Genomic DNA, 18748 nt, shown 5'->3' with positions numbered 1-18748 from the left:
GGGGGGCCGGAACTCCAGTCGATCTGCCATCGCGGCAGGCGAAGGGCCGACCCCTGTCGCCACCGCCGTCCCCGCGTCGCCGTGGCCACGCCGGGACCCAAAAAAGAATGGGGAAGGACTTGCGCCCTTCCCCATGCATTGCCTTGACCTGACACCGTTCCGGATGAACGGCAACGGCATCGGGAAGGACTTATGCCGCCAGCGCGCCCTTGGCCTTTTCGGCCAGCGCGGCAAAGCCGGCTGCGTCGTGCACGGCGATGTCAGCCAGGACCTTGCGGTCCAGGGTGATGCCGGCCTTCAGCAGGCCGTTCATGAAGCGGCTGTAGCTCAGACCATTGATGCGGGCAGCCGCATTGATGCGGGTGATCCACAGCGAACGGAAGTTGCGCTTCTTCTGCTTACGGCCGATGTAGGCGTACTGCTGTGCCTTGATGACCGCCTGCTTGGCGACGCGGAAGACCTTGCGGCGGGCGTTGTAATAGCCCTTGGCGAGATCCAGAATCTTCTTGTGGCGGCGACGCGCCTGTACGCCACGCTTAACTCGTGCCATTTTTCAGTTCCTCAGAGGTAAGGGAGCATGCGGTCCAGACGGCCTGCGTCTTCTGCACGGACATGGCTCGTCTGACGCAGATTACGCTTACGCTTGGTCGCTTTCTTCGTGAGGATGTGGCTACGGTTGGCGTGGCCGCACTTGTACTTGCCCGAGGCGGTCTTGCGGAAACGCTTGGCCGCTGCCCGGTTGGTCTTGATCTTGGGCATTGCAATGTCCTTGATGGGATTTGACCCTGGTTTCTGACTGATCTGGCGGCGGCCTGGGCCGCTCTTTCCGTCCTGCCATGATCGGCGTACGACCCGTCCTGGGTGGGTCGAGCCGGGCATGATACAGGCAAAACTGCCCTGCCACCAGCCCCAGCACCCCTTGCGCCGGCATTTCACCGGCATCCTGCAAAAGCAAAGGGACGCCAGTGGCGTCCCCTTACCCTGAACCATTCAGCCAGGCGCCCCGGAAGGCGGCCCGTCAGGCCTCAGGTCTTCTTCTTCGGCGCGATCATCATGACCATCTGACGCCCTTCTAGGCGCGGACGGGATTCAATGACGATGTCCTCGCCCAGATCGGTCTCGATCCGGTTGGCCATTTCGCGACCCAGTTCCTGGTGGCTCATTTCACGGCCACGGAAACGGATGTTGACCTTGATCTTGTCGCCTTCTTCAAGGAACCCGCGCATCTTGCGCAGCTTGATCTGGTAGTCGCCCTCGTCCGTGACCGGACGGAACTTCACTTCCTTGATCTCGACCTGCTTGGTCTTCTTCTTGGCCTCGCTGGCCTTCTTCTGCGCTTCGAACTTGAACTTGCCGAAGTCCATGATCTTGCAGACCGGCGGATCGGCCTGCGGCTGGATTTCGACCAGGTCCAGGCCTTCATCTTCGGCCATGGACAGCGCTTCGTCGCGCGACAACACGCCGATCATTTCTCCGTCACTGCCGATCACGCGGACGCGCGGCACACGGATTTCCTGATTCTTGCGGTTCTGTTTGTTGTCAGGGGTGCTGATATTACGTTCTCCCAAGGGTATCGAACCGGTCCGGGTGCCTGTGCCCCCGGACCGGACCTTTGCTTACGCGCCCTCGGCCTGGAGCCGCTCGATGAAGGCCTGCAGGCTCATGCTGCCCAGGTCTTCGCCAGAACGCGTACGCACCGCCACAGCCCCATTTTCCTTCTCGCGGTCACCAATGACCAGCAGGTAGGGCACGCGCTGCAACGTATGCTCGCGGATTTTATAGCCGATCTTCTCGTTACGCAAATCCGAGCTGACGCGGAAGCCTTGCTCCGCAAGGGTTTTGGTCACGCCCGAGACGTAGTCGGCCTGGGCGTCGGTAATGTTGGCCACCACCACCTGGGTCGGCGCCAGCCAGGCCGGGAACTGGCCGGCATGGTGCTCGATCAGGATGCCGATGAAACGCTCCATGGAGCCGACGATCGCCCGGTGCAGCATGACCGGGTGCTTCTTCTGGCTGTTCTCGTCCACGTACTCGGCGCCCAGGCGGCCGGGCATCATGAAGTCGACCTGCATCGTGCCCAGCTGCCAGGTACGGCCGATGGCGTCCTTCAGGTGGTACTCGATCTTCGGGCCGTAGAAGGCGCCCTCGCCCGGCAGTTCCTGCCACTCCACGCCGCAGCTGGCCAGCGCCGAGCGCAGTGCGCCCTCGGCCTTGTCCCAGGTGGCGTCATCGCCCAGCCGCGATTCCGGCCGCAGCGCGATCTTGATCTGGATCTCCTCGAAGCCGAAGTGCCGGTAGACCGCCAGCGCCTGCTGGTGGAAGGCGGTCACCTCGGATTCGATCTGCGCCTCGGTGCAGAACACATGGCCGTCGTCCTGGGTGAAGCCGCGCACGCGAAGGATGCCGTGCAGTGCGCCGGAGGGCTCGTTGCGGTGGCAGGAACCGAACTCACCGTAGCGGATCGGCAGGTCGCGGTAGCTGTGCAGGCCCTGGTTGAACACCTGGACGTGGCCCGGGCAGTTCATCGGCTTGACCGCGTAGGTGCGCTTCTCCGACTCGGTGAAGAACATGTTGTCCTGGTAGTTGTCCCAGTGACCGGACTTCTTCCACAGGCTCACGTCCAGGATCTGGGGGCAGCGCACTTCGCCATAACCGCTGTTGCGATAGACCTTGCGCATGTACTGCTCGACCACCTGCCACAGCGCCCAGCCCTTGGGGTGCCAGAACACCAGGCCCGGCGCCTCTTCCTGCAGGTGGAACAGGTCCTGCTGCTTGCCGATGCGGCGGTGGTCGCGCATTTCGGCTTCCTCGATGCGCTTGATGTAGGCATCGAGCTGCTTCTTGTCGGCCCAGGCGGTGCCGTAGATGCGCTGCAGCTGCTCGTTCTGCGCGTCACCACGCCAGTACGCACCGGAAATGCGGGTCAGCTTGAAGGCCTTCAGGAAGCGCGTGTTCGGCACGTGCGGGCCACGGCACATGTCCACATACTCCTGGTGGTAGTACATGCCCATGGCCTGGATGTCGTCGGACATGTCCTCGATCAGGCGCAGCTTGTAGTCCTCGCCACGCGCCTTGAAGATCTCGATCACTTCCGCGCGCGGCGTCATCTTCTTGATGACGTCGTAGTCCTGGGCGATCAGTTCACCCATGCGCTTCTCGATCGCGGCCATGTCGTCCGGGGTGAACGGGCGCTCGGAGTAGATGTCGTAGTAGAAGCCCTCGGCGATGACCGGGCCGATGACCATCTTCACGTCCGGGTACAGCTGCTTGACGGCATGGCCGACCAGGTGGGCGCAGGAGTGGCGGATGATCTCCACGCCCTCCTCGTCCTTGGCGGTGATGATGCGCAGGCTGGCATCGTGATCGATGACGTCGCTGGCATCGACCAGCACGCCATCGACCGAGCCGGCGATGGTCGCCTTGGCCAGGCCGGCACCGATCGACTGGGCGACGTCCATGACGCTGACGGGGTTTTCGAACTCGCGGCGGCTGCCGTCGGGAAGAGTAATGTTGATCATCGCAGTGGCTTCGTGCGGGGGCCCGCGCTGCGGGCTGGAAAGCGGCTCCGGGCAGGCGCCCGGGCAATAAAAAAGCGCCGCGAGGGCGCCTGGAACGCAGGGCCTTCGGGGCAGGTCAACCGTGGGCGGTGGTAGTGCTCATGTCGCACGCTCGGCCGGCGCTGGGCGCGGGCCACCTTGTTCCAGTCAGGATAATGACTGCGATTTTAGACCAGTGCGCGGGAAAGCCCAAGCACTCCCCGTCGCGCCCCTGAATGGCCGTCGCTGGCAGCCTGAAATCGCAATGATTACCATATCCAGGCAGCCCGCCCCGTGCCAGCCTGCCCGCTTTCCCCCAGGACCTCGTGATGCGCCACCCGCTCCGACCGGCCTACGCCGGCCCCGCCCGTGTCCCGCGTTCGCCGCCCTCGTGCCGCGCAGGCTGCCGGCAATGATCACTGTCGGCCTTTCCACGCTCGGCTTCTGCAGCCTGGGCGTGCTGTCTGCGATGTTCTCGGCGACGGCCTTCTATGCCGCCTCGCCGCATTGCCGCTGGCCGCGCCTGCGCCGGGCTGGCCGGCTTGGCCGACAGATCGGCCTGGTTGCCGCTGCGGCCGCACTGTGGCTGTGGATGGCCGAACTGGGCTTCGCCGCCGGGCTGGTGGCGATGCTGTGCACCTGGATGCTGGCGGCGATGCTGCTGCCGGCCATCGCCGCCTGGCACCGCCCCGGCGCGGAGCCGCGCTGATGTGGGCCCGCGCCCTCGCCGGCATCTTCGCCGGCTTCCTGCTGGCCGCGGCCGCCACCGGACTGGTGGCCTGGCTGCCGCCCGGCCCATGGCAGCACGCCCTGGTACCGGCCCTGATCGCCTTCATCCCGCTGTGGATGCTGGCCGCCCTCTGGGCGTTCAGCTTCCGCCGCGCCGCACACGCCTGGCTGGCCCTGGCCGGCAGTGCTGGCGCCGGCTTCGCCGTGCTCGGCCTGCTGCGCCTGGCCGGTGCGGTGCAATGAGACCGTCCCCATGAAGTTCTCCTCGCAGACGCTGCGAACGTTCACCACCCTGCACACCTGGGTCGGCCTGGTCGCCGGCTTTGGCCTGTTCGTGGCCTTCTATGCAGGCGCCCTGACCCTCTTCCACCATGACCTGCCGTTGTGGCAGACGCCGGGCGCGGCGACGGCATTGCCCGCGGACCTGGATGACGCACAGCACCTGCTCGAGGACGTGCTGGCAGCCCACGCGGAGGCACGCCGCCATGTCGGCATGACCTTCCCCGGCACCGACCATCCGCAGCCGCTGGCCTACTGGCAGACCGATGACGGCAGCTGGCGCTATGCGTGGCCGGGACACACCGCCGGCAGCCCGACGCCGCCGCAGACCGGTCTGGCCGAACTGGTCAACGAGCTGCATTACAGCCTGGGCCTGCCGGTGGCCGGCGTGTATGTAATGGGCATCGTCAGCCTGCTGTACGGCATGGCCCTGCTCAGCGGCCTGGTGATCCACCTGCCGAAACTGCTGGGTGACCTGTTCGCGTTGCGCCCGGGCCGCAACCTCAAGCAGCAGTGGCAGGATGCGCACAACGTGATCGGCGTGCTCAGTCTGCCCTTCCATCTGATGTTCGCCGTTACCGGCGCCCTGCTCTGCCTGGCGTTCGTACAGATGGCACTGCTCAATCCGCTGATCTTCGATGGCAAACTGCTGCAGGCCGTGCCGACCGCGATGGATACCGCTCCGGTGCGCGAGGCCAGCGGCGTTCCGGCACCGCCGGGCAGCCTGCAGGTCCTGCATGCGCGCGCCCTGGAAGTGGCCCGCGCCCAGGGCGTGGCCAACTTCGAACCGGCCTATCTGAAACTGGCCAATGGTGGCGACGCCAAGGCCACCATCGAGATCACCGGCGAATCCACCGGCACGCTGGGCCCGCTGGGCGCGGTCGCCCTGGACGTGACCACCGGCGACGTGCTGGCCACGCAGCTGCCGGGCCAGCGCGATGCCAATCACGCTACGCTGAGCGCCGCCTATGCGCTTCATTTCGGTGAGTTCGGCAACGGCGTGGTGGTCTGGTTGTACTTCCTGATGGGGCTCGGCGGCGCCTTCCTGTTCTATTCCGGCAACCTGCTGTGGATCGAATCGCGACGCAAGCGACGCCAGCCCGAGCAGTCGCGTGCGGCCGTCAACATGGCGCGTGCCACCGTCGGTGTCTGCATCGGCCTGTGCGTGGCGATCTCGTTGGCGTTCGTGGTAGCGCTGGTGCTCGAACGCGCAGCACCCGCGGCGGTCGACCCGGGCATCCGTTGGGCCTGTTTCAGCAGCTGGGCCGCGTGCGCGCTGTGGGCATTCCTGCGCAGGCCCGCACAGGCTGCCCGGGAACTGCTGTGGGCCGCTGCGGCCGCGACCGTGCTGGTGCCGGTCCTGCATGGTGCATTGAACGGTGACTGGCTGTGGCGTGCCGCCGCTGCCGGGCACTGGCCGCTGTTCTGGATCGACGCCGTCGCCCTGGCGATGGCCTTCGGCTTTGCGCGCCTGGCGCTGGCCAGCCAACGCCGGGCGCGCAACGGCGACCCCAACAGCGTCTGGGCCGACTGACCGCCCCGCCGGGCCATGCCGGCGGAGCGCGGCGCCTTCAATCGCCCACGCGGGCCTTGTGCCAGGGCGCCAGCATCGCGTTGAGCAGGCTGGCCTGTTCATCGTCGCCGGTCAGCTCCCACATGAAGACACCGGCCAGCCCCTGTTCGCGGGCGAACTGCGCCCGCAGGCCGATCGAACGCGGGTCTTCATAGCTGATGAAGACGTTCTCCCGCGGGTTGTACAACCACGGGCTCTGCGCCTGCGGGTGCCAGTGCCTGGTCCAGCCCGGCTGATCGAGGTAACGCGCCTTGATCACCCGCCAGTCGCCGGCATCGGCCGGCGCACTGTAAGCCTGGTACAGGCCGTCGGCAGTCTCCCCGGTCACCTTGAAGCCGCGCCCGTAGAACGGCACGCCCAGCACCAGTTTGTCCGCCGGCACGCCATGTTCGCGGTAGTACTGCACCGCACCGGCCACGTTGTTCCAGCGCCGCAGTTCCGGCGCCAGCGGGTCGGCCGGCACTTCATGCAACGGCGCGTTGAAGGTCGACACGGCCGAGAAACCGGTACCCATGTCGTAGCTCATCAGGTTGATGAAATCGAGTATCCGGGCCAGCGCAGGCAGGTCATAGCTGGCGGCGGGATCATAGGGGCCATCGGTCTGCAGCCGGCCAGCGGCCAGCGCGGCGGTCAGCAGCATCGGCTGCCCTGCCCTGTGCCCGTACGTATCGAGCGCGGTACGGAACGCCTGCGCCAGGCGCGTCATGTTGGCCCGGTCCTGCGGACGATGCGCCAGTTCCTTCGGGCCGCCACTGACCGGGAACTCCCAGTCGATGTCCACGCCATCGAAGCTGCCTGCGTGCCGCTCGAAGAACAGCGTCATGCAGGAGTCGACCAGGCGCCTGCGGCTGGCTTCGGTCAGCGCGGCATCGGAGAACCCACCGGCGCCCCAGCCGCCGATCGAGATCAGCGTGCGCAGATGCGGATGCGCTTTTTTCAGGTCAGCCAGCTCGGCAACGTTCTTCGATGCGTCCGCACCGATCACGCATCGGCCGTCTTCGATGGTGGAGAACGCGTAGAACAGATGCGTCAGGCGCTCGGCTGGAATGCTCGAAACCGGATAGCGCCCGGCCGAGCCACCGGGGTAGTAGGCGCCGAAGATCGGCGACTGCGCCGGCGCAGCGTGCACTGCGCCGGGCACGGCAGCGGTGACGAGTACGGCAAGGACGGCCAGGGTCTGGCGGAACATGGGATCTCCCGGTTCGAAGGCGCAGCCACGGTAGCAAACCGATCACGCCCCGGCGCGGCTTCATCGAATGTCGTCCACTGGACAGGCACGGACGCCCGCAGGATGACATCGGCATGTCCCTGACGCCCCACGGCAGGACAGCGCGCTGCCGTCGCCGGTACTGGCCCTTCAGAATTCTTCAGACACGCTTCCAGCACTTCAGCGAAGGACCGGGCTCAATCCAGTCTCCTTTCCGATGGAGCCCGACCATGCGTCCGTTGATGCCCTTCCTCCTTCTGCTGCTGGCATTCATACCCCACACCACCGGCGCCGCAACGCCTGCCTCCGTCCGCCTGCCCGCCCTGGAGCAGGCCATCGCCCGCGATGACCTCAAGCAGATCCGCAGCGTGCTGCTGCAGGTCGACGGCAACGTCGTCTACGAGGGCTACTTCAACGGCGCGGACGCGGGCACCCTGCACGATGTGCGCTCGGCCAGCAAAAGCGTGACCGCACTGCTGATCGGCGCCGCCATCGGCGAGGGGGCGCTGCCGGGCGTGCAGGCCCGGGTCTACGACTACTTCCCCGGATTCACCGCGCGCCACGTCGTCGACCCGCGCCTGCGCGCCATCACCCTGCAGGATCTGCTGACCATGAGCAGCCTGTGGGAATGCGACGACGAGAACCCGTTCTCGAGCGGCCACGAAGAGCGCATGTACGTGAGCGAGCGCTGGCTGGACTTTGCCCTGTCCCTGCCGGTGAAGGGCTTCGCGCCCTGGATGCAGCGACCGGAGGACAGCCCTCATGGCCGTTCCTTCGCGTACTGTACGGCCGACTCGTTCGTGCTCGGCGCCGTGCTCGAGAGGGCCACCGGCATGCCACTGTCGGACTATGCCGCCCGGGCACTGGAGCGTCCGCTGGGCATCACCGAGAGCCACTGGAACCGTTCACCGGAGGGCATCGGAATGGGAGGCGGCGGCACGCGCTACCGCAGCCGCGACCTGGCGCGGCTGGGGCAGCTGGTGCTGGATCAGGGGCGCGGCAATGGCCGGCAACTGGTTCCCCGTGATTTCATCGCTGCAATGATCCAGCCACAGGCCCGCACTGGCGATGGCAGCGAGTACGGCTACCAATGGTGGGGCCTGCAGCTGACGGTGCAGGGCAGGCAGCGGACCGTGTGGGCGATGTCCGGCAACGGTGGCAATTATGTCTTCCTGATTCCTGACAGGAATGCCGTGGCCGTAGTCACCAGCCAAGCCTACAACCGCAGCTTCGCCCATCCGCAGTCGCGGCGGATTCTCACTGAGTTCCTGCTTCCCGCACTGCGCTGAGACCGGACAGATCGGAGGGTCGCCATGCGGCGGCGAGGACCTGCGCGCGCTGCCTGGCGACATCCGCATCGATACGCGCCAGCAGCGGCTCCCACTCCGGCGCGCTGCGCAGCGGAGCATACAGCGGCGTGGCACGCAGCCATGCCGCATCGCGGAAGCCATCGTCCACCGCCTGGTGCAGCGCGGCCACGGCGGCCTTCGCATCACCCACCGACTGCAAGAGCAGAGCCCGCTCGAGCGCAGCATCGGCCCAACCATCACCACTCCCCGCCGGCAGGCGCTGCAATCGCGCACGTGCCCATGCCGGATCGATGGCCGTCGATCCGTACAGGCCCGCCAGCGTCTCTCCCAACGATTGCTGCGGCCGCAGCCGGTGCGCCGTCGCGAACGCCTCGGCCGCCGCCGCGGTGTCACCGGCCAGCAATGCCAGTTCTCCCTGCAGGCGCAGCAGCTGGGGGTGTGGTGTGCCACGCGTCAATGCGATGGCCAGCTCCTCCCGGGCGCGCCCGGCGGCCCCGGCAACGTACAGGCTGCGCGGCCACGCGATGTTGGCGAACACGTTGTCCGGGTAAAGCTGGAAGTTGCGCGCATGGCGCTGCGCTGCCGCCTGGGTGAAACCGAGCAGTTCCATTTCGCGCGCCACCTGCACATCACGGAAGCGGATGCGTTCGGGTGCCTTGAGCGCGAGGTTGGCGCGCAGCGCCAGCGACAGGTGGCCCTGCTCCTGCTGCAGGTAGGCCAGCGATGCGCGCGTGCGCTCGTCCGCAGGATCGAGCTGGATCGCGCGCGCGTAGTCGGCTACCGCATCGTCCATCCGCCCAAGGCAATCATGCGCATACCCGCGCAGGGCGTACGTGGCACCGTCATGCGGCGCTCGTGCACGTTCGGAGTCGGCCAGCGCCAGCGCTTCGCGCATCTGCTGCGGAGAACCGTTGAACAGGCATCCCTGCGCCGACAATGCACGTGCCAGCCCACGCCGGGCCGCACTGGATTCTGGATCGACCTGGAGTGCCTGGCGGTAGAGGGCGATCGCGCGTTCGTTGTTGCTCGCCTGGCCGATGCCGGCGTAATAGTCCGCGCGCTGCAGCAGGGACGTGGCTGCGGCGGGCGGAGCCTGGTCCGGCCACGCCAGCACCGCCACCGCCAACCCGCCCACCGCCACCAGCGCTGCAGCCCACCACCAGCGCCCTCGTGACGATCGGATCACTGGCGGCGGTGCCATCGGTATCGGTGCGGCGCACAGCTGATAGCCGCGCCCGCGCACCGAACGGATGTAGCGCGGCCGACGGCTGTCATCGCCGAGTGCCTGCCGCAGCAGTTTCACCCGCTGACTGACCGCATCCTCACCAACCACCGCAGGTGCCCAGACCTGGGCCGCCAACGTGTCGAAATCCACCACACGGGTGCCGTGTGCAAGCAGCACGTCGAACAGGGTCCAGCTCAGGCCACTGATGGGCAGGGCCTCACCGACCCGGCTCACGCGCTGCGCCGGGCGGTCGATGTCCAGGTCGAGCAGGCGCAGGAGGTCCATGACAACAGCATAGCGGCAAGCCCGCTCAGGATGCCGGACAAAGAAAAAGCGGGCCGAAGCCCGCTTTCTCATTCCAGCGATGTCAGCGGCGGTGCTCAACCCGGGTTGACACCTGCCGTGATCGACCGTGGGTCGATCATTCGGCGCTGGCGCCCTCGCCTTCTTCCACGGCCTTCATCGACAGGCGGATACGGCCCTGCTTGTCGACTTCCAGCACCTTGACCTTGACCACATCGCCTTCCTTCAGCTTGTCGCCGACCTTCTCGACGCGCTCGCTGGAGATCTGCGAGACGTGGACCAGGCCGTCCTTGCCCGGCAGGATGGTGACGAACGCACCGAAGTCCATGATCTTGGCGACCTTGCCTTCGTAGATGCGGCCCGGCTCGACGTCCGAGGTGATCTGCTCGATGCGGGCCTTGGCGGCCTGGGCAGCGATCGCGTTGACCGACGCAATGACGATGGTGCCGTCATCCTGGATGTCGATCTGGGTGCCGGTTTCCTTGGTGATGGCCTGGATGGTCGAGCCACCCTTGCCGATCACTTCGCGGATCTTGTCCGGGTGGATCTTGATGGTCAGCAGGCGCGGCGCGTAGTCGGACAGTTCCGAACGCGGAGCGGTCAGGCCGTGGGCCATTTCGCCCAGGATGTGCAGACGGCCAGCCTTGGCCTGCTGCAGCGCCTGCTTCATGATCTCTTCGGTGATGCCTTCGATCTTGATGTCCATCTGCAGGGCGGAGATGCCCTCAGCGGTACCGGCCACCTTGAAGTCCATGTCGCCCAGGTGATCTTCGTCACCCAGGATGTCGGACAGGACGACGAAGCGGTCGCCTTCCTTGACCAGACCCATGGCGATACCCGCCACCGGGGCCTTCACCGGCACGCCGGCGTCCATCAGGGCCAGCGACGAACCGCAGACCGAGGCCATCGACGAGGAACCGTTCGACTCGGTGATTTCCGAGACGACGCGGATGGTGTACGGGAAGGCTTCCAGCGACGGCATGACAGCCAGCACGCCGCGCTTGGCCAGGCGACCGTGGCCGATCTCGCGGCGCTTCGGACCCATCATGCGGCCGCACTCACCCACCGAGAACGGAGGGAAGTTGTAGTGGAACAGGAAGTTTTCCTTGTACTCACCGGCAACGGCATCGATGACCTGACCGTCGCGGGCGGTGCCCAGGGTGATGGTCACGATGGCCTGGGTTTCGCCGCGGGTGAACAGCGAGGAGCCGTGGGTACGCGGCAGCACACCGGTCTTCACGGAGATCGGGCGGACGGTATCCAGCGCACGGCCGTCGATGCGGACCTTGGTGTCCAGCACCGAGTCGCGCATGGTGCGGTATTCCAGTTCGCCGAATTCCTTCGACAGCTCGGCCGGGTTCCAGCCTTCGGCAGCCACGCGGCCGGCCAGGGCTTCGACCACGTCCTTCTTGATCGCCGAGATGGCGTCGCGACGCTGCAGCTTGTCACGCACCTGGAAGGCTTCGCCCAGGCGCGGGCCGATGGCTTCCTTCAGGGCGGCGATCAGCGCTTCGTTCTTGGCCGGGGCTTCCCAGGTCGACGGCTTGGTGCCGGCTTCGACGGTCAGCTCGTTGATCGCGTTGATGACCTTCTGCATTTCGCGGTGACCGAAGGTCACGGCGCCCAGCATCACTTCTTCCGACAGCAGCGCGGCTTCGGATTCGACCATCAGCACGGCGTTGGAGGTACCGGCAACGACCAGTTCCAGCTGCGAGTCAGCCAGTTCACTGACGGTCGGGTTCAGGATGTACTCGCCGTTCTTGTAACCGACCTTGGCAGCGCCGATCGGACCCATGAACGGGGTGCCGGCCAGAGCCAGGGCCGCCGAAGCACCGATCAGGGCCGGAATGTCACCGTCCACGTCCGGGTTCAGCGACATCACCGTGGCGATGATCTGCACTTCGTTCTTGTAGTCTTCCGGGAACAGCGGACGGATCGGACGGTCGATCAGACGCGAGATCAGGGTTTCCTTCTCGGTCGCACGGCCTTCGCGCTTGAAGAAACCACCCGGAATGCGGCCGCCGGCGTAGAACTTCTCCTGATAGTCGACGGTCAGCGGGAAGAAGTCCTGGCCTTCGCGCGCGCTCTTGGCGGCGACGGCGGTGACCAGCAGTACGGTGTCGTCCATCTTGACGATGACGGCGCCGCTGGCCTGACGGGCGACTTCGCCGGTCTCAAGCGTGACGGTGTGCTTGCCGTACTGGAAGGTTTTGGTGATTTTTGCCACGGAGGGTGTCCTTGGGGATGCTGTCTGCGAATTTGGACCGTCGGCGACCCTTGCCGCCAGCGGGTGACCGGATCGTTCCGGCCTGAATCGGGGATTGCGGTACTACAAAACAAAACCGCGGCGCATCGCTGCGCCGCGGGGGATTCGTTGCTTAGCGACGCAGGCCAAGCTTCTCGATCAGGGCCTTGTAACGCTCGACGTCCTTCTTCTTCAGGTAGTCGAGCAGGCTGCGACGGCGGTTGACCATCTGCAGCAGGCCGCGGCGGCTGTGGTGATCCTTCTTGTGGGTCTTGAAGTGGCCGGTCAGCAGTTCGATGCGGGCGGTCAGCAGGGCCACCTGGACTTCCGGGGAGCCGGTGTCGGCGGCGCTGCGCTTGTTGTCTTCAATGACCTTCTGGGTGTCGATCGACATGTCTTTTTCTCAGTGATGCGTGGCCGGCAGGAACGCGCTTCGCGCACCGCCAGGCTCGCCGTGGACTACGGGGATGAAACCTGCGCGGGGCAGGCTGCCAGAAAATGGCCGCGAAATTGTAACGGCCAGGGGCTCCGGGGACAAGGACCGGGGCTGAACCGCCCCGCCCTGTTCAGAGGTTGAATCGGCGCTGCGGGGCCAGCAGGCCACTGTCATCGACCTGACCGAGGCCCTGGACAGCGGCGTCCGGACCGAACACCGCCACCAGACCGCGCGGCCAGCCGGCATCGCGCAACCGCTGCCCCATGCAGAACCGTTGCGTCTGGCCGGCGTCCAGCTCCACCCGCGGATACCCGGCCAGACCGTCGGCCAGCGGCAGCAGCAGGGCATCCATGGCCGCCAGGTCGCCCGTTTCGACCATGGCCCGCAGCTGGTCCAGGGTGACCATCGCCGGCTCGCGGAACGGCTCCACCCACAGCCGGCGCAGGGCGCTGATGTGCGCACCACAGCCCAGCGCCTCGCCGAGATCACGCGCCAGGCTGCGGATGTAGGTACCCGAGCCACAGGTGACGCGCAGGCGCAGCCGCTCGGGCTGCTGTTCCAGGACCTCGATGGCATGCACCTGGACCTGCCGCTCCGGCGCCTCGATGGCGTCGCCGCGGCGGGCCTTCACGTACAGCGGCTCGCCTCCCTGCTTCAGCGCTGAATAGATCGGGGCCCGCTGGCGGATGCTGCCGGTCAGCGGTGCCAGCGCGGCCTGCAGGACGTCAGCAGTGATCTGCGGCACCGGGCGCTGCAGCAGCACCTCGCCTTCGGCGTCATCGGTGTCGGTGGTCTGGCCGAGCACGATCTCGGCGTCATAGGCCTTGGCCGAGCCCAGCAGCAGGCCGGCGATCTTGGTCGCCTCGCCGAAGCACAACGGCAGCAGGCCGGTGGCCAGCGGGTCGAGACTGCCGGTATGCCCGCCCTTCTCGGCACGGAACAGGCGGCGCGCCACCTGCAGGGCAGCGTTGGAGCTCATGCCGGTCGACTTGTCGAGCAGCAGGATGCCGTCCAGGCGGCGGAACTGAATTCGGGTCATGACAGATACGGGTGTAGCGCCGGACCATGCCCGGCAAGCGCGCGGCGCGGCCTGCATCAGACATCGCGCAGCCGGAATGCAGCAACGCCGGGCATGCCCGGCGTCGCGCGGTTATTCTTCGTCGCTTTCGCGGCGCTTCTCGGCAGCCACGGTGTCGGGCAGATCGCGCAGGATGTTGTCGATGTGCTCGCCCCGATCAACCGAGTCGTCGTAATGGAAATGCAGCTCCGGCACGTGACGCAGCTTCATCGCCCGGGCCAGGTCCATGCGCAGGCGATAGCCCAGTTCCTTCAGGCCGGCCACCGCTTCGGCCGAACGTTCCGGCATCAGCGCGGTGACAAAGACCTTGGCATGGGCCATGTCGCGGGTGATTTCCACGTCGGACACGCTCACCGAGGGCAACCCGTGCTCGCGCACGGCGTTGTGCACCAGGGTGCCGAGTTCACGGCGCAGCTGGGCGGAGACACGGTCGGTTCGATGGAAAGTCTTGGGCACGCGGTCGGGCTCTTGAATTGAATGTGACCCGACCAAGGTCGGGCCCTACCGGGAGAGACGGCCCGACCGGGGTCGGGCGCCACCTGGGGCGGACCGGCCCGCGAGGGCCGGTCCATTGCAGCATTACAGGGTACGCGGCACTTCGATGCGCTCGAAGCACTCGATCTGGTCGCCCGGCTTGACGTCGTTGTAAGCCTTCACGCCGATACCGCATTCGGTACCGTTGCGGACTTCCTCGACGTTTTCCTTGAAGCGACGCAGCGATTCCAGCTCGCCTTCGAACACCACCACGCTGTCGCGCAGGACGCGGATCGGCTTGCTGCGCTTGACCACGCCTTCGATGACCATGCAGCCGGCGACGGCGCCCAGCTTGGAGCTGCGGAAGACATCGCGGACCTCGGCGATACCGATGATCTCTTCGCGGATCTCCACGCCCAGCAGACCGGAGGCCACCTGCTTCACCTGATCGATCACGTCATAGATGATCGAGAAGTAACGCAGGTCCACGCCGTTGGATTCGATGATGCGACGGGCCGAAGCATCCGCACGCACGTTGAAGCCGATGACGGTGGCCTTGGAGGCGGCAGCCGAATTGGCGTCCGACTCGGTGATGCCGCCCACGCCGGAGTGGATCACGTTGATGCGGATGTCGTCGTTGGACAGCGCGACCAGGGCCTGGCTCAGCGCCTGCACCGAACCCTGCACGTCGGCCTTGATGACCAGGTTGAGGACCTGCTGGCCCTCACCCTTGCCCAGGGTCGCCATGATGTCTTCCATCCGGCTGCCCGCCGTGGCGACCAGGCGCGACTCGCGGCGCTTGGTCTCACGCTGCTGGGCAACGTCCTTGGCCAGACGCTCGTCCTCGACCACCACGAAGTCGTCACCGGCTTCCGGCACGCCGGACAGGCCCAGGACCTGCACCGGGATGGACGGGCCGGCGAACTCCGGCTGCTTGCCGGTTTCGTCGAACAGCGCTCGCACGCGGCCGTACTGGATGCCGCACACCAGGTAATCGCCCTTCTTCAGGCGGCCCTGCTGCACGAGCACGGTGGCGACCGGGCCGCGGCCCTTGTCCAGCGACGATTCAATCACCACGCCGGACGCGCGGCCTTCATCGACAGCCTTCAGCTCCAGCAGTTCGGCCTGGATCGAGATGGCGTCCAGCAGGTCGTCGATGCCCAGGCCGGTCTTGGCCGAGATCTCCACCATCTGGGTGTCGCCACCGAAGTCTTCGGCCACGACCTGCTCGGTCAGCAGTTCGTTCTTGACCCGCATCGGATCGGCGTCGGACTTGTCGATCTTGTTGATTGCCACGATCAGCGGCACGCCGGCGGAACGGGCATGCTGGATCGCTTCCTTGGTCTGCGGCATCACGCCGTCATCGGCAGCGACCACCAGCACCACGATATCGGTCAGCTTGGCACCGCGGGCACGCATCGAAGTGAAGGCTGCGTGGCCCGGGGTATCCAGGAAGCTGATCACGCCCTTCGGCGTATCCACGTGGTACGCACCGATGTGCTGGGTGATGCCGCCGGCTTCGCCGGTGGCGACCTTGGTGCGGCGGATGTAATCCAGCAGCGAGGTCTTGCCGTGGTCGACGTGGCCCATGATGGTGACCACCGGCGGGCGCTGCACGGCTTCGCCCTGGTTTTCACCGGTCGATGCCAGCAGTGCGTCTTCGGCGTCGTTGTCGTTGGCACGGATCGCCTTGTGGCCGAGTTCCTCGGTCACCAGCGCCGCCGTGTCGTGGTCGATGGACTGGGTGATGGTGGCCATCACGCCCATCTTGAACAGCGCCTTGACCACCTCGCCGCCCTTCAGCGCGAGCTTCTGCGCCAGGTCGGCCACGGTGATCGTGTCGCCGATCGCCACTTCACGCACGACCGGGGCGGTCGGACGTTCGAAGGCATGCGGACCGGCGTTGCTGCCACCGCGCGACATGTCGCGACGGCCGCCGGCCTGGTTCCGGCCGCCCGGACGACCACGGGTCGTGCTGTTGCTGTTGCCACGACGTGCACGGTCGGCGGCCGACAGGTGCATCTGGCCGGAGAAACGATCGCCCGGGCCACGCTCGTTGCGCGGCGCGCTGCGGTTGTTGCGGTCATCGCTGCGTGGCGGAGCGCCACGCGGGGCAGCCGGGGCTGCGGCCGGGGTACGCGGCGGACGCGGTGCGGTTTCGTCGATCGGAGCGCGCGTCTTCGGCTGGCTGGCGGCCAGCGCCTCGGCGGCCTTGGCGGCAACCGCTGCTTCCTCTGCAGCCTTCTTCTCGGCTTCGGCACGCTCCTTGGCGGCAATCTCTTCCTCGCGTGCACGGACGATGGCCTCGTCGCGCAGACGGTCCTTCTCGGCCAATGCCTGCTGTTCGGCGAGGTTGCGGGCGCGCGACTCTTCCAGCTTGCGCAGGATGTCGGCGCGCTCTTCGTCCGGAGTCATCGCACGACCACCATCGGACTTGACGTAGGTACGCTTCTGGCGCACCTCGACATTCACGGTCGTCTTGCTGCGACCGGAATTGACCGTCACTTCCTGCTGTTTACGGCGGTTGAGGGTGATCTTCTTTGCAGACTGATCGGTCTCTTCCGGCGCCTGCTCGGGCTTGCCGTGCGAACGACGAAGGAAGCCCAGGAGCTTCACCTTCTCGGTGCTGGTCACGACCTGGTCGGGACCGCTGAACTTCATGCCGGCACCGGCCAGCTGTTCAAGCAGTTTTTCGACCGGTGTGTTGACCAGTTCGGCAAGCTTGCGGATGGTGGTTTGCTGCGACATTCGGATCCTATGATCTTGTGGGCGCCCCCCCGCATCTGGAGGTGGCGCGGATTCTACGCCCTGAGCGGCTCAGGGCCCTGTTCATTGCCGGCTCATTCGCCGCGTTCCAGTCGGGCGATCTCCTCGGCACGCGCGGCCAGGATCAGCGCGGCGGCGCGCTCCTGGTCCAGCCCTTCGATGCCGAAGTCCACGACCTCGTCGGCGGCCAGGTCGGAGAGATCCTCGCTGGTGCGCACGCCGTGGCCGGCCAGCGCATACGCGGTGGCTTCGTCCATGCCCTGCAGGGACAGCAGGTCCTGCGCCGGCTGGCCGTCTTCAAGGCCTTCCTCGACTGCCAGGGCCTCATTGAGCAGCGCATCGCGGGCACGAGCGCGCAGCTCTTCGACGATATCCTCGTCGAAACCTTCCACGGCCAGCAGTTCGCCGACCGGGACATAAGCGATTTCCTCGACGGTGCCGAAGCCTTCGCTGACCAGGATGCCGGCGATCTCCTCGTCCACTTCCAGCTTGTCCATGAACAGCTGGCGGGCCGAAGCCTGCTCGGCCTCCGACTTGGCGGTGACCTGGTCCTGGGTCATCACGTTGAGCTGCCAGCCGGTCAGGCGGCTGGCCAGGCGCACGTTCTGGCCACCCTTGCCGATCGCCTGGGCCAGGCGGTCCTCGGCAACGGCCAGATCCATCGAGTGCTTGTCCTCATCGACGATGATCGACTGCACCTCGGCCGGCGCCATCGCATTGATGACGAAGTTGGCCGGGTTGTCGTTCCACAGCACGATATCCACGCGCTCGCCATTGAGCTCGTTGGACACCGCCTGCACGCGCGAACCGCGCATGCCGATGCAGGCACCGATCGGATCGGTGCGCTGGTCGTGGGCCAGCACGGCGATCTTGGCGCGGTCGCCCGGATCGCGGGCACAGGCCTTGATTTCCACCAGGCCCTGACCGACTTCCGGCACTTCCAGCTTGAACAGCTCGATCATGAACTCCGGTGCGGCGCGGCTGATGAACAGCTGCGGGCCACGCGGCTCCGAGCGCACTTCGGCCAGGTAGCCGCGGACGCGGTCACCGGCGCGCAGCACGTCGCGCGGAATGCCCTTGTCCTTCGGGATGAAGCCTTCGGCGTTGCCGCCGAGGTCGACGTAGATGTTGCCACGCTCGGCACGCTTGACCACACCGGTGATCAGCTCGCCGACGCGGTCCTTCCATGCGTCCACGACCTGCTGGCGCTCGGCTTCGCGAACGCGCTGCACGATCACCTGCTTGGCGGCCTGGGCGGCGATGCGGCCGAAGTCCGGGTTCTCGATCTGCTCTTCGATGTAATCGCCGACGTCCACGCCCTCGGCTTCATCGATGGCGTCCATCAGGCGGATCTGGCGGTCGGGCGACTCCATGACCACGTCATCGGCCACCACTTCCCAGCGACGGAAGGTTTCGTAGCTGCCATCCTTGTGGTCGATGACCACGCGGGTCAGCACTTCCTCGTCGGGATAGCGCTTCTTCGCTGCCGAGGCCAGGGCGGCCTCGATGGCATCGAAGATCACTTCACGCGGCACGCCCTTCTCGTTGGCGACCGCGTCGACTACCAGCAACAGTTCCTTGCTCATT

Annotated in this window: 16 protein-coding genes; 4 read left to right on the top strand and 12 right to left on the bottom strand. The window is 66.5% G+C overall.

The features are described 5' to 3' along the window. Nucleotides 1-190: 190 nt before the first annotated feature. The 4 genes from rplT to thrS form a co-directional block, all read right to left on the bottom strand. Nucleotides 191-550 (bottom strand): 50S ribosomal protein L20, encoded by a 360-nt coding sequence (gene rplT / locus ABE543_RS14040; protein WP_005410435.1) that lies wholly within the window; start codon nt 548-550, stop codon nt 191-193. Between the two features lie 11 nt (nt 551-561). Further along, nucleotides 562-759 (bottom strand): 50S ribosomal protein L35, encoded by a 198-nt coding sequence (rpmI, locus tag ABE543_RS14035; protein ID WP_346475806.1) that lies wholly within the window; start codon nt 757-759, stop codon nt 562-564. A 266-nt stretch (nt 760-1025) separates the two neighbouring features. Continuing rightward, nucleotides 1026-1553 (bottom strand): translation initiation factor IF-3, encoded by a 528-nt coding sequence (gene infC / locus ABE543_RS14030; protein WP_075076340.1) that lies wholly within the window; start codon nt 1551-1553, stop codon nt 1026-1028. Nucleotides 1554-1616: 63 nt separating this feature from the next. Beyond that, a complete protein-coding gene (gene thrS / locus ABE543_RS14025) occupies nt 1617-3518 on the bottom strand; it encodes a threonine--tRNA ligase (protein ID WP_065175534.1) in 1902 nt (633 codons plus the stop codon). A gap of 430 nt (nt 3519-3948) precedes the next feature. Here thrS and ABE543_RS14020 point away from each other — a divergent pair, with 430 nt between their 5' ends. Genes ABE543_RS14020 through ABE543_RS14010 form a run of 3 tightly spaced genes read left to right on the top strand, consistent with a single transcriptional unit; the run spans nt 3949 to nt 6078 of the window. Continuing rightward, a complete protein-coding gene (locus ABE543_RS14020) occupies nt 3949-4245 on the top strand; it encodes a hypothetical protein (RefSeq protein ID WP_053518685.1) in 297 nt (98 codons plus the stop codon). After that, nucleotides 4245-4508 carry a hypothetical protein gene (locus ABE543_RS14015; RefSeq protein ID WP_053518684.1) on the top strand — a complete coding sequence of 88 codons (264 nt, stop codon included), beginning with the start codon at nt 4245-4247 and terminating at the stop codon, nt 4506-4508. The genes ABE543_RS14020 and ABE543_RS14015 overlap by 1 nt, the downstream gene beginning before the upstream one ends. Before the next feature lie 10 nt (nt 4509-4518). Beyond that, nucleotides 4519-6078, top strand: a complete 1560-nt coding sequence (locus ABE543_RS14010; protein WP_346475805.1) for a PepSY-associated TM helix domain-containing protein — start codon at nt 4519-4521, stop codon at nt 6076-6078. A gap of 37 nt (nt 6079-6115) precedes the next feature. Here ABE543_RS14010 and ABE543_RS14005 read toward each other — a convergent pair whose 3' ends face one another. Further along, nucleotides 6116-7306: a glycoside hydrolase family 18 protein gene (locus ABE543_RS14005; RefSeq protein WP_346475804.1), complete on the bottom strand. Its 1191-nt coding sequence runs from the start codon at nt 7304-7306 to the stop codon at nt 6116-6118. A 260-nt stretch (nt 7307-7566) separates the two neighbouring features. On the opposite strand from ABE543_RS14005, the gene ABE543_RS14000 reads away from it, so the two are divergent. Beyond that, nucleotides 7567-8613 carry a serine hydrolase gene (locus ABE543_RS14000; protein WP_277380915.1) on the top strand — a complete coding sequence of 349 codons (1047 nt, stop codon included), beginning with the start codon at nt 7567-7569 and terminating at the stop codon, nt 8611-8613. On the opposite strand, the gene ABE543_RS13995 is transcribed toward ABE543_RS14000, so the two are convergent. From ABE543_RS13995 to nusA, 7 genes are all read right to left on the bottom strand, one after another. Beyond that, nucleotides 8582-10144: a winged helix-turn-helix domain-containing protein gene (locus tag ABE543_RS13995; protein WP_346475803.1), complete on the bottom strand. Its 1563-nt coding sequence runs from the start codon at nt 10142-10144 to the stop codon at nt 8582-8584. The genes ABE543_RS14000 and ABE543_RS13995 overlap by 32 nt on opposite strands. Before the next feature lie 136 nt (nt 10145-10280). Next, nucleotides 10281-12389: a polyribonucleotide nucleotidyltransferase gene (pnp, locus tag ABE543_RS13990; RefSeq protein ID WP_053518678.1), complete on the bottom strand. Its 2109-nt coding sequence runs from the start codon at nt 12387-12389 to the stop codon at nt 10281-10283. Between the two features lie 151 nt (nt 12390-12540). Beyond that, nucleotides 12541-12801, bottom strand: coding sequence for a 30S ribosomal protein S15 (gene rpsO, locus ABE543_RS13985; protein ID WP_005417886.1), 261 nt, complete (start codon nt 12799-12801; stop codon nt 12541-12543). A 172-nt stretch (nt 12802-12973) separates the two neighbouring features. Further along, complete coding sequence (gene truB / locus ABE543_RS13980) at nt 12974-13882, bottom strand: tRNA pseudouridine(55) synthase TruB (RefSeq protein WP_065181858.1); 909 nt, start codon at nt 13880-13882, stop codon at nt 12974-12976. A 111-nt stretch (nt 13883-13993) separates the two neighbouring features. Then, the gene (gene rbfA / locus ABE543_RS13975) at nt 13994-14377 is read right to left on the bottom strand and encodes a 30S ribosome-binding factor RbfA (RefSeq protein WP_053518676.1); all 384 of its coding nucleotides are present in this window, start codon (nt 14375-14377) and stop codon (nt 13994-13996) included. Nucleotides 14378-14500: 123 nt separating this feature from the next. Then, a complete protein-coding gene (gene infB, locus ABE543_RS13970; RefSeq protein ID WP_053518674.1) occupies nt 14501-17143 on the bottom strand; it encodes a translation initiation factor IF-2 in 2643 nt (880 codons plus the stop codon). 92 nt (nt 17144-17235) lie between these two features. Then, nucleotides 17236-18747 carry a transcription termination factor NusA gene (gene nusA, locus ABE543_RS13965; RefSeq protein ID WP_263175196.1) on the bottom strand — a complete coding sequence of 504 codons (1512 nt, stop codon included), beginning with the start codon at nt 18745-18747 and terminating at the stop codon, nt 17236-17238. Nucleotide 18748 lies beyond the last annotated feature (1 nt).

The organism is Stenotrophomonas sp. TWI169 (genome assembly GCF_039674705.1).
Classification (GTDB): Bacteria; Pseudomonadota; Gammaproteobacteria; order Xanthomonadales; family Xanthomonadaceae; genus Stenotrophomonas; species Stenotrophomonas maltophilia_P.
This window is presented reverse-complemented; position numbering and strand designations above follow the sequence as displayed.

Excerpts from the sequence above, each read along its gene's own strand:
- rplT (WP_005410435.1), bottom strand. The coding sequence starts at position 550 with ATGGCACGAGTTAAGCGTGGCGTACAGGCGCGTCGCCGCCACAAGAAG.
- rpmI (WP_346475806.1), bottom strand. The coding sequence starts at position 759 with ATGCCCAAGATCAAGACCAACCGGGCAGCGGCCAAGCGTTTCCGCAAG.
- thrS (WP_065175534.1), bottom strand. The coding sequence starts at position 3,518 with ATGATCAACATTACTCTTCCCGACGGCAGCCGCCGCGAGTTCGAAAAC.
- ABE543_RS14020 (WP_053518685.1), top strand. The coding sequence starts at position 3,949 with ATGATCACTGTCGGCCTTTCCACGCTCGGCTTCTGCAGCCTGGGCGTG.
- ABE543_RS14015 (WP_053518684.1), top strand. The coding sequence starts at position 4,245 with ATGTGGGCCCGCGCCCTCGCCGGCATCTTCGCCGGCTTCCTGCTGGCC.
- ABE543_RS14010 (WP_346475805.1), top strand. The coding sequence starts at position 4,519 with ATGAAGTTCTCCTCGCAGACGCTGCGAACGTTCACCACCCTGCACACC.
- ABE543_RS14005 (WP_346475804.1), bottom strand. The coding sequence starts at position 7,306 with ATGTTCCGCCAGACCCTGGCCGTCCTTGCCGTACTCGTCACCGCTGCC.
- ABE543_RS14000 (WP_277380915.1), top strand. The coding sequence starts at position 7,567 with ATGCCCTTCCTCCTTCTGCTGCTGGCATTCATACCCCACACCACCGGC.
- ABE543_RS13995 (WP_346475803.1), bottom strand. The coding sequence starts at position 10,144 with ATGGACCTCCTGCGCCTGCTCGACCTGGACATCGACCGCCCGGCGCAG.
- rpsO (WP_005417886.1), bottom strand. The coding sequence starts at position 12,801 with ATGTCGATCGACACCCAGAAGGTCATTGAAGACAACAAGCGCAGCGCC.
- truB (WP_065181858.1), bottom strand. The coding sequence starts at position 13,882 with ATGACCCGAATTCAGTTCCGCCGCCTGGACGGCATCCTGCTGCTCGAC.
- infB (WP_053518674.1), bottom strand. The coding sequence starts at position 17,143 with ATGTCGCAGCAAACCACCATCCGCAAGCTTGCCGAACTGGTCAACACA.
- nusA (WP_263175196.1), bottom strand. The coding sequence starts at position 18,747 with ATGAGCAAGGAACTGTTGCTGGTAGTCGACGCGGTCGCCAACGAGAAG.